General features: G+C 33.9%; 13 protein-coding genes and 1 pseudogene. 13 read left to right on the top strand and 1 reads right to left on the bottom strand.

Annotated features, from left to right (window positions below):
* The first annotated feature begins 1 nt into the window (after position 1).
* A pseudogene (gene recJ / locus TA89_RS04310) lies at positions 2–1775 on the top strand (single-stranded-DNA-specific exonuclease RecJ).
* Between the two features lie 75 nt (positions 1776–1850).
* Here recJ and TA89_RS04315 read toward each other — a convergent pair.
* Positions 1851–2033: an alpha/beta-type small acid-soluble spore protein gene (locus TA89_RS04315; RefSeq protein WP_040211145.1), complete on the bottom strand. Its 183-nt coding sequence runs from the start codon at positions 2031–2033 to the stop codon at positions 1851–1853.
* Positions 2034–2214: 181 nt separating this feature from the next.
* Here TA89_RS04315 and TA89_RS04320 point away from each other — a divergent pair, with 181 nt between their 5' ends.
* The 12 genes from TA89_RS04320 to TA89_RS04375 all read left to right on the top strand — a co-directional run.
* Positions 2215–3291 carry an undecaprenyldiphospho-muramoylpentapeptide beta-N-acetylglucosaminyltransferase gene (locus TA89_RS04320; protein ID WP_040211146.1) on the top strand — a complete coding sequence of 359 codons (1077 nt, stop codon included), beginning with the start codon at positions 2215–2217 and terminating at the stop codon, positions 3289–3291.
* A 380-nt stretch (positions 3292–3671) separates the two neighbouring features.
* A complete protein-coding gene (locus TA89_RS04325; RefSeq protein ID WP_040211147.1) occupies positions 3672–4100 on the top strand; it encodes a flavodoxin in 429 nt (142 codons plus the stop codon).
* Positions 4101–4164: 64 nt separating this feature from the next.
* Complete coding sequence (gene nifJ, locus TA89_RS04330) at positions 4165–7680, top strand: pyruvate:ferredoxin (flavodoxin) oxidoreductase (RefSeq protein ID WP_040211148.1); 3516 nt, start codon at positions 4165–4167, stop codon at positions 7678–7680.
* A gap of 216 nt (positions 7681–7896) precedes the next feature.
* A complete protein-coding gene (locus TA89_RS04335; RefSeq protein WP_040211149.1) occupies positions 7897–8250 on the top strand; it encodes a DUF1292 domain-containing protein in 354 nt (117 codons plus the stop codon).
* 110 nt (positions 8251–8360) lie between these two features.
* Entirely contained in the window at positions 8361–9002 is a 642-nt protein-coding gene (locus TA89_RS04340) for an HAD-IB family hydrolase (RefSeq protein WP_040211150.1), read from the top strand.
* 12 nt (positions 9003–9014) lie between these two features.
* Positions 9015–9833, top strand: a complete 819-nt coding sequence (locus tag TA89_RS04345) for an aminotransferase class IV (RefSeq protein WP_040211151.1) — start codon at positions 9015–9017, stop codon at positions 9831–9833.
* A 53-nt stretch (positions 9834–9886) separates the two neighbouring features.
* The gene (locus TA89_RS04350; protein WP_040211154.1) at positions 9887–11809 is read left to right on the top strand and encodes a flagellar assembly protein A; all 1923 of its coding nucleotides are present in this window, start codon (positions 9887–9889) and stop codon (positions 11807–11809) included.
* Between the two features lie 12 nt (positions 11810–11821).
* Positions 11822–12268, top strand: a complete 447-nt coding sequence (locus TA89_RS04355; RefSeq protein WP_040211161.1) for a chemotaxis protein CheW — start codon at positions 11822–11824, stop codon at positions 12266–12268.
* 16 nt (positions 12269–12284) lie between these two features.
* A complete protein-coding gene (locus tag TA89_RS04360) occupies positions 12285–12764 on the top strand; it encodes a chemotaxis protein CheD (RefSeq protein ID WP_040211164.1) in 480 nt (159 codons plus the stop codon).
* A 13-nt stretch (positions 12765–12777) separates the two neighbouring features.
* Positions 12778–13818, top strand: coding sequence for a protein-glutamate methylesterase/protein-glutamine glutaminase (locus tag TA89_RS04365; protein WP_040211173.1), 1041 nt, complete (start codon positions 12778–12780; stop codon positions 13816–13818).
* Between the two features lie 11 nt (positions 13819–13829).
* Positions 13830–14597, top strand: a complete 768-nt coding sequence (locus TA89_RS04370) for a CheR family methyltransferase (RefSeq protein WP_040211166.1) — start codon at positions 13830–13832, stop codon at positions 14595–14597.
* Positions 14598–14610: 13 nt separating this feature from the next.
* Positions 14611–16577, top strand: a 1967-nt coding sequence (locus TA89_RS04375; RefSeq protein WP_040211175.1) for a chemotaxis protein CheA, incomplete at its 3' end; no start/stop codon positions are given.

Consider the following 16577-nt stretch of genomic DNA (forward strand, 5'->3'; position numbering starts at 1 on the left):
GATGAAAGAGATTTGGATGCTTAAAAACCCAGGGCTTAATGTCAGAGAGCTAAGCAGCCAATGCGGTATAAGCAAGTTGACAGCTTTAATGTGTGCAAATAGAGGGCTTAAGGATGAAGTTTCTATAAATAAATTTTTAGAACCGGATTTGAAAGATTTAAATAGCGGGTTTTTAATGAAGGATAGTTCTAAAGGGGTTAATATAATTAAAGATGCGATTCTTTCAGGAAAGAAGATTGTGATTTATGGAGATTATGACTGCGACGGTGTTATAAGCACCTTTATTTTATATAAAGCTCTAAAAAAATGCGGGGCAGAAGTTAAATATTACATCCCAGATAGAGAAGAAGAAGGCTATGGAATGAACAGCGGAAGAATAATGAAGCTTAGGGAGGAAGGACAGGAGGTTATATTAACCTGTGACAACGGAATTTCTGCCTTTGAACAGGTGGATCTAGCTGTAAAATTAGGGTTTCAGGTGGTGATAACTGATCATCATGATATACCTTATATAGAAGAAGAGGGAGTAAAGAGTTATAGTGTACCGAATGCACATGCAGTGATTAATCCAAAACAGCAGGAGTGCCTATATCCCTTTAAAAGCTTATGTGGTGCCGGTGTAGCCTTTAAGTTTGCCTGCTGCCTTTATGAAAGTATGGGGATAGACAGTGTGGAAGCTTATGAATTCATTGAATATGCAGCTATTGCTACTGTGTGTGATGTGGTGGATCTTTTAGATGAAAATAGGATTATAGTAAAAAATGGACTTAAAATGCTTAATAAAACTCAAAATATCGGACTTAAAGCATTAATTAAAGAAACGGGTATAGCGGATAAAAAAATTACTTCATATCATCTTGGATTTATTATAGGGCCTGAAATAAATGCTACAGGAAGACTTGAAACTGCAGACTTGGCATTAGAACTTCTCTTAGAAGAAGATAAAAACAATGCGGAAGTCCTTGCCTCCAGACTACATGCTCTTAACATTCAGCGTCAGCAACTCACTGCTGAAAGCGTTGAGGAGATTGAGGAGCAGATTGTTCATGGAAACATGCTTAAGAATAAAGTGCTTTTAATATATAATCCCAATATTCATGAAAGTATTGCAGGTATTGCAGCGGGAAGAATAAAAGAAAAATATAATCTTCCAACGATAGTTCTAACTAAAGGAAAAGAAATGCCTAAGGGTTCAGGAAGATCTATTGATGGATATAACATGTTTGAGGAACTTTCAAAAGGTAAGCATCTTATGGAAAAGTTCGGAGGTCATCCTATGGCGGCAGGATTATCTTTAAAAGAAGAGAATATTGATAAATTAAGAGATTTTCTGATTAACAGCTGTACTCTTACTGAAGAGGATATAACTCCTAAGATAAGAGCGGATGCTTCCGTCACCCTTAAACATATAAGCTATGAATTCATTAAGGAGATTGAGAGGTTCGAACCTTTTGGCAAAGGAAACAACTCTCCTTTATTTGCAATAAAAAATATAAATGCAGTTCGTATCTGGATGATGGGGAAGGAAAAAATATATTGAAGCTTAGATGTAAAGTGCCTAGTACTAGCATGTTTATAGATGGAATATCCTTTAATAAAGGAGAAGAGTTTAAGAAAATATTGATAAATGAATATGGAGAAGCTGATGCTAATAGTATAATAGACAGCTCTTTCTGCAATATTAATTTAGATTTATTTTTTATCCATCTATAAATGAATATAATGGAGTTAAAAGTATACAATTAATCATAAAGAATATAAGATTATCGAATTAGCTGTTTATAATAAATATTATTAAATTACGGTTAAAAGAAAAAGTATGGGATTATTCATCCCATACCTGTTACTGCTTATAAAGTTCTTTCATATTGTTCTACCATTCTTTTAACCATTTCTCCACCAACGCTGCCGTTTTGTTTTGAAGTTAAGTCTCCATTATAGTCGCTTAGTGGAACTCCTAATTCGTTAGCAACTTCTTTTTTGAATTTTGCTAAACCGTTTTTAGCTTCAGGTATTAATGATTTATTTGACATTATGTTTCACCTCCTTTTTATCTTTGTGTTATTATGTTGTCCTTAAAAAGGGAATATATATTATAAAATTAAAGGCATAATAGGAATAATATTCATTGAGAAAATATTTTTGTTATTATAAATTTTAAAAAAACGATTGCCTGAACAGCAATTAACTATACATCATATAGGAGATGGTTTTTTGAGTAAATATAAGATTATTATGACAGGTGGAGGGTCTGCAGGCCATGTAACTCCTAATCTGGCATTAATACCCAAGCTTAAGGATATGGACTTTGAAGTAAAGTACATTGGAGGAAAGGATGGAATTGAGAAAGATATCATATCAAAGGAAGGAATTCCTTTTTATGAAATATCTACAGGGAAATTAAGGAGATACTTTGATGTAAAAAACTTTTCTGATCCATTTAAAGTGTTAAAAGGTGTGTTTCAGAGTATAAGTATAATGCGTAAGGAAAAACCTGACATAGTTTTTTCAAAAGGAGGCTTTGTATCAGTACCTGTAGTTTTAGGAGCTTATTTTAATAAAATTCCTGTAATATCTCATGAATCTGATATTACTCCCGGACTGGCAAATAAGCTTATAACACCTTACTGTACTAAGCTGTGTGTTACATTTCCTGAATCGCTGAAATACATAAAGAGTGATAAAGGAGTAGTTACAGGTACACCTATCAGAAAAGAACTGTTTACCGGAAGCAGGGAAGCATGTCTTAAGATAACAGGATTTAACGGAAGAAGACCAATACTGCTTATAATCGGAGGTAGTTTAGGTTCTCAGGCTATAAATGGAATTATAAGAAGAAATATAGATTTGCTTTTAAAGGAGTACGATATTATTCACCTATGTGGAAAAGGCAATATAGACAGCAGCATGAACAATAAATCTGGATACAGGCAAATGGAGTATGCAAACGAAGAAATGAAGCATTTTATTGCAGGAAGTGACTTAATCGTATCCAGAGCAGGAGCAAACTCCATTTTTGAGATTCTAGCTTTAAAAAAGCCAAATCTTTTAATCCCACTGTCAAAGAAAGCAAGCAGAGGGGATCAGGTATTAAATGCCCATTCCTTTAAAAACAGCGGATACAGCATGGTTGTAGAGGAAGAGAATTTAACTGATTATACCTTTATTGAAGCTGTTAAAAGTCTTTATAATAATAAAAACACATATATAAAAGCTATGGAAAAAAGCAAAGCAAAAAATGGAACAGATAATATTATTAAAATCATAGTAGAGAATTTAAAAGAAAGATAATGGTTATTAATTGATTATCGTTATTAATAAAACAGGATAATATATTTATATCCTGTTTTTACTCTAAATAATCAAAAAATAAGCGCTTAGTTTATATAAAAAAGATTAAAAGGGAAAATTTATATAATTTTTTATAAAAATTTCTATAAGTATAATTTAATAAAAATAGACAAATAATGAATAATTATTAATATAAATTCATAATGTAAACCTTTAGTTAACGGTGGATTAACAAACAAGGCGCTTCTAATTATAAAATAAACACACAATATGTACCTTGCAAAAAAAATTCCTTAGTATATAATAATAATGTAGTTGAAAAATGCTATTTTTTATCAAGTAATCTTTTGTTACAATTTTAACGTGTAAGGAGGTTATTTATGAAAAAAATAACTATGATTTATTGGAGCAGTGGAGGAAATGTTGAGGTTCTTGCCAATGCTATCGCTGAAGGTATAAAAGAAACCGGAGCTGAGCTTACTATAAAACATGTAAGTGAAGCTATGGTTGAGGATATAACCTCAGCTGATGCAGTAGCTTTTGGCAGTCCGTCTATGGATAACAACAGAATTGAACAGCACCAGATGGAACCTTTTATTAATCAATTTGAACTTCTTCCAAACAATAATAAAGAAACCCTTCTTTTCGGTTCTTACGGATGGGATGAAGGAAGCTTTATGAAAGATTGGGAGGACAAAATGAAGGGTTACGGTTTCAATGTTATATCTACGTTTGCAGTAAATGAATCACCCTCATCAAAGGAATTGTCTCAAGCAAAGGAACTGGGTAAAGAATTAGCAATGTTTTAGTTAATAATATATTTACTTGAAATATATTCAATAAATTTTCATGTAAGGAAAGTGAGGTCACACTATGAGAAAAATGAAAACCATGGATGGAAATACAGCTGCTGCTCATATTTCTTATGCATTTACTGAAGTTGCTGCTATCTATCCTATTACACCATCTTCACCAATGGCAGAACACGTTGATGTGTGGGTTGCTCAGGGAAGAAAAAATATATTTGGACAACCTGTTAAAGTTATGGAAATGCAGTCAGAAGCAGGAGCAGCAGGAGCTGTACACGGTTCACTGCAGGCAGGTGCTTTAACAACAACTTATACTGCTTCACAGGGACTTTTATTAATGCTTCCAAATATGTATAAGATAGCTGGTGAATTACTGCCAGGAGTATTTCATGTTAGTGCAAGAGCACTTGCAGCAAACTCATTAAATATATTTGGAGACCATCAGGACGTAATGGCTGCAAGACAAACAGGATTTGCTTTACTTGCAGAAGGCAGCGTTCAGGAAGTTATGGACCTTTCTGCTGTTGCTCACTTAGCTGCAATAAAATCAAGAGTTCCATTTGTTAGCTTCTTTGACGGTTTCAGAACCTCACACGAAATTCAAAAGATAGAAGTTTTAGAATATGATGAATTAAAAGGCTTAGTTGATATGGATGAAGTTGAAAGATTCAGAAGAAGAGCTTTAAATCCAGATCATCCTGTAACAAGAGGTACAGCTCAAAATCCTGATATTTACTTCCAGGAAAGAGAAGTATCAAATAAATTCTATGAAGCAGTTCCTGAAATTGTACAAGGATACATGAATGAGATAACTAAGCTTACAGGAAGAACCTATAATTTATTTGATTACTATGGAGATCCTCAGGCAGAAAGAATAATCGTTGCTATGGGTTCTGTAACAGACCTTGTTGAAGAAGTTATCGATTATTTAATGAGCAAGGGAGAAAAGGTTGGTCTTGTTAAAGTAAGATTATACAGACCTTTCTGCGTAGAAAGTCTTGTAAAAGCTATACCAGAAACTGTTAAGAGCATTGCTGTTCTTGATAGAACAAAAGAGCCAGGCTCAGCTGGAGAACCTCTATACTTAGATGTTAAAAATGCATTCTATGGAAGAGAGCATCAGCCTGTAATAGTTGGCGGAAGATATGGATTAGGTTCTAAAGACACAGTTCCATCTCACATTATCGGAGTTTTTGATAACCTTAAGAAGGAAGCTCCAAAGAATGGCTTTACTATTAGCATAGTTGATGATGTAAGCAATACTTCCCTTGAAAACGGAGAAGATGTAGACACTACTCCAGAAGGAACTAAAGCATGTAAGTTCTGGGGACTTGGTTCAGACGGTACAGTTGGAGCTAACAAGAGTGCTATAAAGATCATAGGTGACCACACTGATATGTATGCACAGGGATACTTTGCATATGATTCAAAGAAATCCGGAGGTATAACAGTATCTCACTTAAGATTTGGTAAGAAGCCAATTAAATCTCCATATTTAATAAATAAGGCTGATTTTGTTGCATGCCACAACCAATCTTATGTATATAAATATAATGTATTAGACGGATTAAAGAAAAACGGTATATTCCTTCTTAACACTATCTGGACACCAGAAGAGTTAAATGAAAAATTACCAGCTGAAATGAAGAGATTCATAGCTAATAATGGAATTAAATTCTACACAGTTAATGCTGTTGGTATAGCTCAAGAGATAGGTCTTGGCGGAAGAATTAACATGATAATGCAGTCTGCATTCTTCAAGCTTGCTCACATAATTCCAATTGAAGATGCGGTTAAATACTTAAAGAACGCAGTAGTTACTTCCTATGGAAGAAAAGGTCAAAAGATAGTTGACATGAACAACGCTGCTATAGATAGAGGAATAGAAGCACTAGTTTCCATAGATGTTCCAGAAGATTGGAAGAACGCTGTGGATGATAAAAATCAAGCTAAAGCAGTTCCTTCCTTCATAAAGAATATAGTTGAACCTATGAACAGAAATGAAGGAGACAAGCTACCAGTAAGTGCTTTTGTAGGTATGGAAGATGGTACCTTCGAAAATGGTACAGCTGCCTTTGAAAAGAGAGGTATTGCAATTAATGTACCTGAATGGCAGATGGATAAATGTATACAGTGTAATCAATGTTCCTATGTTTGTCCTCACGCTGTAATAAGACCATTCCTTCTTAATGAAGAAGAGAAGACAAATGCTCCAGAAAACTTCAAGCTTGTTGATGCTAGAGCTCTTAAGACTCCAGAAAAGATGTACTTTACTATGGGAATAAGCGTTCTTGACTGTACTGGATGCGGTAACTGTGCACAAGTTTGTCCAGCACCACAAAAGGCACTTATCATGAAACCACAAGAAACTCAGCATGTTGAAATACCAAATTGGGAATATGCAACTGAAAAGGTAGCTCCTAGAGCTAACCCAATGAATAAATTAACTTTAAAAGGAAGCCAATTTGAACAGCCACTTCTTGAGTTCTCAGGTGCTTGTGCAGGCTGTGGAGAAACTCCATATGCTAAGCTTGTAACTCAATTATTTGGTGATAGAATGATGGTAGCTAATGCTACAGGATGTTCTTCAATATGGGGAGGAAGTGCTCCTTCAACTCCATACACTAAAAATTCTGAAGGTCGTGGACCAGCATGGGCTAACTCCTTATTCGAGGATAATGCTGAATATGGATTAGGTATGTTCTTAGGTGTTAAGGCCACAAGAGAAAGATTAGCAGAGCATGCTAAGGCTGCAATTGAAAGCGGAGTAAGCGAAGAATTAAAAGCTTCACTTCAAGATTGGATAGATAATATAAACAATGGAGAAGGTACAAGAGACAGAGCAGAGAAACTCGTTGCTTTACTTGAAAAAGAAGCAAACAATGAGCATGTTGCTGCAATGTTAAAAGATAAAGACTTCTTTGTTAAGAGATCACACTGGATATTTGGTGGAGACGGTTGGGCTTACGATATCGGTTACGGCGGATTAGACCACGTTCTTGCTTCCGGAGAAGACGTAAATGTTCTAGTATTTGATACAGAAGTTTACTCAAATACTGGTGGACAGTCTTCAAAAGCAACTCCTACCTCAGCTATTGCAAAATTTGCTGCCAGCGGTAAGAGAACTAAGAAGAAAGACCTTGGAATGATGGCAATGACCTATGGTTATGTATATGTAGCTCAAATTTCCATGGGAGCTGACAAGAACCAGACATTAAAAGCTATAGCTGAAGCTGAAGCTTATCCAGGACCATCTTTAATCATAGCTTATGCTCCATGTATAAACCATGGATTAAAAGCTGGAATGGGATGCAGCCAGTTAGAAGCTAAAAAGGCTGTTGAGTGCGGATATTGGGGAATGTACAGATACAATCCTCAGCTTAAAGAACAAGGAAAGAATCCATTCAGCCTTGACTCAAAGGAACCAACTGCTGATTTCAAAGAGTTCTTAATGGGTGAAGTAAGATATGCATCCTTAGCTAAAGCATATCCAGAAACTGCTGAAGCATTATTTGCTAAGACAGAACAGGATGCTATGGAAAGACTTGAAAACTACAAGAGACTAGCTAAAATGGAGTAATTCATAGCTGAATAATATGTTGAAATTAAAAAGGAATCCCATTGGAGGATTCCTTTTTAATATATGTATTTTACAATTCTCAGATGACGCATTAAATTCAACTATTAATTTAATTTTAAAAATTTCTCTTTTATATTTTGTAAATAAAGGGTAGAATTAATACATAGACTTTAAGGAGGTGAAAATCTGCACGTTTACTTAAGTGTGGAGAATATTATGAATGATAACGAATTAAATAAGTGCGGCTGCGGAAATAACGAGCATAGCTGTGACTGTGGCCATGAACATCACCACGAACATCATCATAACTGTGATTGCGGTCATGACCATGAGCACGAGGAAAGCTTCATAGTTGAATTAGAAGACGAAAATGGAGAAATAATATCCTGTGAAGTAGTGGATGCTTTTGAATATAACAATCAAGAATATGTTTTAGTTCAAAATCCAAATGATGGTTCAGTATATCTATTCAAATCTGTGGGAGAAGATGGAGAGCTAGTAGTGCCTGAAGATGCAGAATTCGACGAAGTAACAGCTTACTACGAAAATGAATTAAACAATGAAGAATAGCTACCAAAGCAGTGCTAAGGCACTGCTTTTCTTTTTAAAGGTTATAGTATAATTAGAGTATATAAAATAAGAAAAATTTGATATACTAATTTACAAAAGGAGGGAACAAGGTGCAAAAGCTGGCAATCTTCGATGTAGATTACACATTAACAAAAAAAGAAACATTAATGGAGCTGTTTAAGTTCCTTTTAAAAAAGGATCCTTCTAAATTTATATATTTACCCAGAGCTATCTTTTCAGGACTTATGTACGTGATAGGAGTTTATGATGAAAAAAAGGTGAAGGAAACCTTCTTAAAATTTATAGATGGCATTCATGAAAGAGACATGGAGATGTTAGTAAAGGAGTTTTATGAAAAAAGGTTAAGTAAAATTCTTTATAATGATGCTATTGAAATGATGAAAAATTTAAAAAATCAAGGATATAAAATATATTTGATTTCAGCAAGTCCTGAGTTTTATCTCAAAGAGCTTTATAATTTGAAAATAGTAGATAAAATAATAGGAACGAGATTCTTATGCGAAAACGGTTATCATTCCAGAAGGATGGAAGGAGAAAACTGTAAAGGTGAAGAAAAAGTAAAAAGGCTTAAGGAGGAGCTGAGAAAAGAAAATATAGAGGTTGATTATAAAAACTCCTATATGTTTTCCGATTCTTTATCAGATAAACCTCTAATGGATATAGTTGGTAACGCTTATCTTATCAATTATAAAAAGAAGCATGATACTATACAAATATTAAAATGGAAATAAGGAGTGTTCAACATGGAAGCATATTTGCAGAAATATTTTATATATAACGGTGAGTTAAAGTCCACGGAGGATTTTAATCTTAAGGGTGTAGGTACAAAAATATATGAGGTTATAAGGATAATAGATAAAATTCCTCTATTTCTTGAAGAACATATAGAACGACTTGAAAAATCTCTGGATATAGTTAATCTAAAAAGCCGATATGATGTTGAAGCTATCAATAAATATATAAAAAAACTGATAGAAGCAAACCAAGGTGCAGAAGGCAATATAAAGCTTATTATGAATTTCAATGAAAACAGAGAGGATATATATTTATTTTATATACCTCACAGCTATCCCAAATCTGAACTATATGAAGAAGGGGTGGCAACCATTCTTTATCACGGGGAAAGAGAAAATCCCAATGCTAAAATAATAAATTCATCCTTAAGAGATAGCGTAAATCATGAGCTTAAAAAAGCAGAAGCTTATGAGGCTATTTTAATAGATAATCAGGGAAGAGTTACTGAAGGAAGCCGTTCAAATATATTTTTTGTAAAAGATGAGAAGTTAATTACTTCACCTATAGAAGCGGTACTTCCCGGTATTACAAGGCAGCAGATAATTAAGCTCTGCACAGCTAATGATATTAAAGTAGAAGAAAAGTATATTAATGAGCAGGAAATTAAGGAATGCGATGCTTTATTTATATCTGGTACTTCTCCAGAGGTTTTACCCATAAAAAGTGTAAATTTAATAAAATTTGCTTCAAGTTGTAATTCAGTAGTAAAAAAAGTCATGACACTTTACGATAATAGTATAGAAGAATATATTTCAAAGGGTAAATAGTTCATTTACCCTTTGAATTATGATTTTTAATTTATTATGTGTGGTGAAATGTAATGAAAAAATATTCTGGTACGACATTAGATAAATGTTTAAAACAAGCCTCAGAAGAATTGAAAAAGCCTATGGAGTCATTAAAGTATGAAATCATCGAGGAAACTAAAGGTTTTTTCAAAAAGACTTTCACTATAATGATAAAAGATGATATAAAAGAAACTAAAGATGAAGCTAATAATAATGGCTTCATAGAAGTCATTAATGAAAAATTAGTGGTTACAGACCCTGTAAAAGACGGTAAACCCGCCAAGATGCTTCCTAGAGACAATATGATTATAAAAATTAACGGTGAAGAATTATTGGAGCCTGGCGAAGTTTATTCCAATTCAGAGGTGGAAATAAGCTTAATAGAACAGCAAGCCAAACGATATATAAATGTGGATGTTTCAAAGGATCAGATAGAAGCTTATGTAACCATTAAATACATGCCCCATATTATATATTCATTAGAAGATATGGAGGCTGCAAATAAAAGCAGGCTAAGTACTAAAATAATCAAAGAAGAATTTCCATCCAAATTTACCCTTCAGGAGGTTTCAGATTATTTAAAGCAATCAGGTATAACTACAGGGATAATAAGGGGAAATGTGGAAAAACTCTTAAATGATGGAGAGTGCTCCTCTTTACTTATTGCTAAAGGCGAGGCTGCTGTAGACGATATTCCTGATACAATAGATATTAAATTTAAATCATCAGTTCATTTAAATTATCAGGATAATTCTTTAGATAGAGTTAACTACAAGGATATGTGTGCGGTGGAATCAGTTAAAAAAGGAGATATCCTGGCGATTTTAAATAAGGGTGTTAAAGGTAAAAATGGGATAACTGTACAGGGTAAAGTTATTAATAAAAAGGAAGCTAAGCAGGTCTTATTTAAAGCAGGTAAAGGAACTGAGTTAGTAGATGACATAACTATAGCAGCTTCTATACCGGGAAAACCTTCCTTTAAAAATGGATTTTTTGAAGTAAATGAAGTTTACGAGCTGAAGTCAGATGTAAATGTAAATACCGGCAGCGTGAAATTTAATGGCGCTGTAAAGGTGTTTGGAGCTGTAAATGAAGGAATGAAAGTGGAGGCCACAGGGGATATAGAGATTTTAGGAGGTATTGATTCGGCACATATCTACTCTTCTCAAGGTAATATATCTATTATGGGAAATATACTAAGATCTAAAATCACCGCAGGAGGTACTGATACAGAAAAAATAAACACTATAAATCTTTATAAGGAACTTGCCTCTAATATGAATGATTTAATCTCTGCGGTGGAAGAGATTAAGAAGTTTAATCTCCTTGGTAAAAATATTTCTGATGGACAAGTTATAAAAATTCTCTTGGAAAATAAATTTAAAGGAATTTTAAGAACCTCTGAAGCAATAATTGCTTTATATAAACAGACTGGAAATTCAGAGGAAGCCATCGAAAAATATATACGATTTAAGATAATGGGATTAACCCCTCTTACTATAAAGCATTATGGAGAATTAACTAAGTTTATTGATATTTTAAACTACAAAATTAATGAGCTGAAGGTTAATATCTCTATACCTGTAAATACAACTCTGAATTATTGTCAGGATAGCGAGATTAACTGTTCAGGAGATATCGTGTTTTTAGGAAAGGGAGAATATCAGTCTTATTTAAAGGCAGGAGGAAGTATTTACTTTCAGCCAGGATCCGTGGTTAGAGGAGGAACCCTTTCAGCTGAAAGGGAAATACGATGTAATACCGTTGGAAGTCCAGGGGGAGTTGCAACAAAGCTTCATGTGTCAAAAGGGGGACACATTTATGCTGAGACTGCTTACCAGAATACCTATTTTAGCATAGGGGAGAAAGAAACTATATTGGATATCCCCTCTAAAAAGGTGCATGTATTTATTGATGATGCGGGATTGATTGTAATTGATAGGTTTAATATATAAGGGAGGACAAACATGAACAGCAGTGAAATAAAAGTGTTGATATTTACATTAAATGATGAGTTCTATGCTACAGACATAATGGATATAGAAAGAATTCTTGGTTATGAGGAACCAACCACACTACCGGAAGCTCCTGAATTTATAGAAGGTGTCATCAATTATGAAGGGATGATACTTCCTGTAGTTAGCCTTGCAAAAAAATTTAACATGAAAAATACTAAAAAAGAAGACTCAAAGGTTATAGTTGTTAAACAGAAAAATGACAGGATTGGAATTGTGGTAGATCAGGTTACAGAGGTAGGAGACATAAAGTTAGACGAAATAGAAAATCCTCCTCATATTTCCACAGATATATCCAGAAGATACATAAAAGGACTTATAAAAGTAAAAGAAAAAATTGTTATATTTTTAAATTTGGCAGAGATTCTTTCGCATGATGAGAAACAGCTATTAAAGTAGGGAGTAAGGATAATTTATGGAAGTTAGAGTAGGAATTGCAGATTTAAACACGGTATTTACTCCCGGTAAAATAATAACCATCGGTTTAGGTTCCTGTATAGGGATAGCTGTGTATGATAAAAAAATATCTTTAGCAGGTTTAGCACATATAATGCTTCCTGACAGTTCACAGTTTTCAAATATAAATAATCCACTTAAATTTGCTGACTTAGCTGTTCCTATGTTGATAGATAAGATGCTTAAGCAGGGAGCTGATAAAAGATATATTACCGCCAAAATTGCCGGAGGAGCCTCGATGTTTAATTTCAGCGATAAAAGCATGAATATGGACATAGGGGAAAGAAATGGACAGGCAGTAGTAAATACATTGGGAAAGCTTCAAATACCTATTATTTCTAGTGATATAGGGGGAAATAAAGGCAGGACAATGATAGTAGATGCCTCTAATGGAGTTGTTCAGATAAGAACAATTGGACTTGGAACAAAAGATATATAGAGAGGTTGATAATTTGAATAATATAAAAGTATTAGTTGTAGATGATTCAGTGTTAATGAGAAGAATAATATCAGACATGATTAACGAAACTCAGGGAATGGAAGTAATTGATACTGCTAAAAATGGTGAAGAACTTATTGCTAAATTGAATAATATTACACCGGATGTTATTACATTAGATGTGGAAATGCCTAAGATGGACGGAATTGAAGTGCTAAAAAAGCTTAGAGAAAAAGATTTAAATACTACTGTTTTAATGCTAAGCAGCCTTTCAAAAAAAGGCGCAGAAATAACTATGAATTGTCTGGAACTGGGCGCTTTTGATTTTATTTCAAAACCATCAGGACATATTTCTTTAGATATCACAACTTTAAAGGATGAATTAATTGAGAAAATAAGAACTGCAGGAGAAAAAAATAAAAACTTAAACCTAGGAGAGACCGGAAGTGTAAGAAGGAAAGGAATAATAAGAAACCGCCGCATCTCAAATGATTATGGAGCGGTAGTTATAGGTGCTTCTACAGGTGGACCAAAAGCTATACATTCTATAATAACAGCTCTTCCTGGTGATATTGGAGCCCCTGTATTCGTAGTCCAGCATATGCCGGAGGGGTTTACAAAGGCTTTTGCCGAGAGACTTAACAGTAATAGTAAATTACAGGTAGTGGAAGCTTCGCACAATGAAGAAATTGAAAAAAACAAAGTTTACGTAGCTCCAGGGGGGTATCACATGGAGGTAGATGAGAATAATAGGATCATCTTAAATAGAAACCCTACAATATGGGGAGTGAGACCTGCAGTAGATAAGCTGTTTATATCAGCATCTAAAATCTACAACAAAAAGCTTATAAGTATAGTACTTACCGGAATGGGTAAAGATGGAGCACAAGGAACAGAAGCCGTTAAAGCAGAAGGCGGTTATACTATATCAGAAGACAAGTCTACCTGCACTATATATGGAATGCCTAAGGCCGCTTACGAAACCGGAAGTGTAGATGAGGTCTTACCTCTTCACTATATACCGGATAGATTATTAGCATTATTACAAAAATAGAGGACAAAAAGATGGATATATTTGATTTTGAAAAATGGATTTTTAATAATTTTAATATTGATTTATCTGCTTATAAATCCAATCAGCTCCACAGGAGAATAAATAGTTTAATGAGCAGGGTTGGAGCTAAAAATCTTCAGGAATACACCTATATGCTTGCAGAAGATAAAGAGCAGAAACAAAAGTTTTTAGATTTCATTACTATAAATGTAACTGAGTTTTTCAGAAATCCTGAGCTCTTTGATGAATTAAGAAAAAAAATCAAGGAAGAACTTCTGGTTAAAAATAACTCTTTAAAAGTGTGGAGCGCTGCATGTTCTACCGGTGCAGAACCGTATTCTCTGGCGATGATTCTGGATGAACTAGCCCCTTTAGGAAGGCATAAAATAATAGCTACAGACATTGACAGCACAATTTTAAGCAGAGCAAAACTAGGAGAATATCAGGAATCTGAGGTTAAAAACATAAAGGATGAATATCTTAATAAATACTTTAAAAAACAAAATAACAATTATATCGTAGATTACAAATTAAAATCTATGATTAATTTTATAAAGCATGATCTTATACTTGATGATTATAATAAAGGATTAGATCTCATTGTATGTAGAAATGTAGTTATATACTTTAATACAGATGTGAAAAATAAGATATACAAAAGGTTTTATGACTCTTTAAAGCCAGGAGGCTTACTTTTTGTGGGAGCTACTGAAAGCATCTATAATTATAAGGAATTTGGATTTGAAAAATCATCTACATTTATCTACAGAAAAGCATAAGGGGGTTAATACTATGGATGTATCACAATACATGTCTATGTTTCTTGAAGAGTCTTTAGATAACTTACAAAATCTTAATGAGTCTCTTTTGCAGCTTGAACAGAACCCTGAAGATATAGTTAAGCTGAATGAAATTTTCAGAGCTGCCCATACTTTAAAAGGTATGGCTGCAACTATGGGGTATTCCAGTATGGCAGAACTTACTCATAAGATGGAGGATGTTTTATCAAGCTTTAGAGAAGGGGAACTGAAAGTAACTCAGGAGGTAGTAACGGTATTATTCGACTGCTTGGACACACTTGAAAGGATATTAAGGAGTATAGAAGAAGATAATTCTGAAAGCGTAGATATTCAAGAAATAATGAGTTCCCTAGAGAACATAACCTCTAAGGATATTAATGCAAAAGAAGATGAAGGCTGTTTAAATAATGAAGAAGAAAGTTCATATAACAAGGTTTATATGAATGAGTATGATTTAAATATAATAAAACAGGCAAAAGATAAAGGGTATAATACATATGAAATTAACATTGTACTCAGCGAAAATACATTGTTAAAATCGGCCAGAGCTTTTTTGGTGTTTAAATCTCTTGAAGAACAAGGAGAAATAATAAAATCACTGCCTGGTGCAGAAGACATAGAAAATGAAAATTTTGAGTTTGATTTTACATTAGTTTATATAACTAACTCTTCTGAGAAAGAACTTATTAATATGCTTACTAATATTTCTGAGGTGGATAAAGTTTCAATAATATCTATCGAATTAAATAATGTCAAGCAAAACAAAAAAAGTATTACAGAGCAGTTTGAATGTGAAGCTTCCAGTCCTATAGAAAGGATGGAAAGCAAAGATATTGATATTAAGGGTGAAGCAGCTAAAAAGCATGTGTCAGCTAGAGAAGGGAAAAAGGTACATCAGTCTGTAAGAGTTGATCTGGAAAGACTGGACATGCTGATGAATATGGTTTCAGAACTGGTAATACATAGAACCAGGATGGAGCAGCTAGGTTTAACTTATAAATCTCCGGAAATGAATGAAACCCTAGAGCAAGTAGCAAGGACTACTTCAGATCTTCAGGATCTTGTTATGAAGATTAGGATGCTTCCTTTAGAAGTTGTTTTTAACAGATTTCCAAGGATGATTAGAGATCTTTCCGTTGAATTGAATAAGGAAATGGATTTTATAATTGAAGGACAGGATACAGAACTGGATAGGACGGTAATCGATGAAATAGGAGAGCCCCTTATACATCTATTAAGGAATGCTGCAGACCATGGTATTGAAAGCAGAGAAGCAAGAATAGCAGCAGGAAAAAATCCTGTGGGGAAAATAAAGCTCGTATCTTATCAGGAAGGCACAAAGGCGGTAATAAGGGTAGAAGATGATGGAGCAGGAATCGATGTGGAGAAGGTAAGACAAAAAGCTGAAAGAATTGGTATCAGTACTGATGGAATGTCTCCTTCTGATATAAGAAATCTCATATTTATGGAGGGCTTTAGTACTAATGAGAAAGTAACTGACGTATCAGGAAGAGGCGTTGGAATGGATGTTGTAAAGACAAAGATTTCTTCTTTAGGCGGGACTGTAGATGTTATAAGTGATATGGGCAAAGGCTCGGCATTTATAATTAAGCTTCCTCTTACTCTTCAGATAATACAGGCTCTTCTAGTGAAAGTTCATACTGAAACCTTTGCTATCTCTTTAGGCTATATTGATAGAGTTATTGACTATAAGAAGGAAAATGTCAAAAAGTCCAATGGAAAAGAAGTGTTATTATATCGAGACACTGTAATACCTCTTGTCAGAGTGAATGAAAGACTGGGATTAGAGGGAAAAACTGAAGGTAAGCAATTTGTTATAATAGTAAATGTAGGTGAAAAAACTGTAGGAGTATTGGTTGATTCACTTCAGGGACAGCAGGAAATAGTAATTAAGCCTCTTGGAAAAACTCTTCAATCAGTAAAAGAATATATCGGAGC

Source organism: Clostridium polynesiense (assembly GCF_000820705.1).
Classification (GTDB): Bacteria; Bacillota; Clostridia; order Clostridiales; family Clostridiaceae; genus Clostridium_AA; species Clostridium_AA polynesiense.

Coding starts and splice junctions, on each gene's coding strand:
- TA89_RS04370 (WP_040211166.1), top strand. CDS start 13,830: ATGGATATATTTGATTTTGAAAAATGGATTTTTAATAATTTTAATATT.
- TA89_RS04355 (WP_040211161.1), top strand. CDS start 11,822: ATGAACAGCAGTGAAATAAAAGTGTTGATATTTACATTAAATGATGAG.
- TA89_RS04345 (WP_040211151.1), top strand. CDS start 9,015: ATGGAAGCATATTTGCAGAAATATTTTATATATAACGGTGAGTTAAAG.
- nifJ (WP_040211148.1), top strand. CDS start 4,165: ATGAGAAAAATGAAAACCATGGATGGAAATACAGCTGCTGCTCATATT.
- TA89_RS04325 (WP_040211147.1), top strand. CDS start 3,672: ATGAAAAAAATAACTATGATTTATTGGAGCAGTGGAGGAAATGTTGAG.
- TA89_RS04335 (WP_040211149.1), top strand. CDS start 7,897: ATGAATGATAACGAATTAAATAAGTGCGGCTGCGGAAATAACGAGCAT.
- TA89_RS04350 (WP_040211154.1), top strand. CDS start 9,887: ATGAAAAAATATTCTGGTACGACATTAGATAAATGTTTAAAACAAGCC.
- TA89_RS04315 (WP_040211145.1), bottom strand. CDS start 2,033: ATGTCAAATAAATCATTAATACCTGAAGCTAAAAACGGTTTAGCAAAA.
- TA89_RS04360 (WP_040211164.1), top strand. CDS start 12,285: ATGGAAGTTAGAGTAGGAATTGCAGATTTAAACACGGTATTTACTCCC.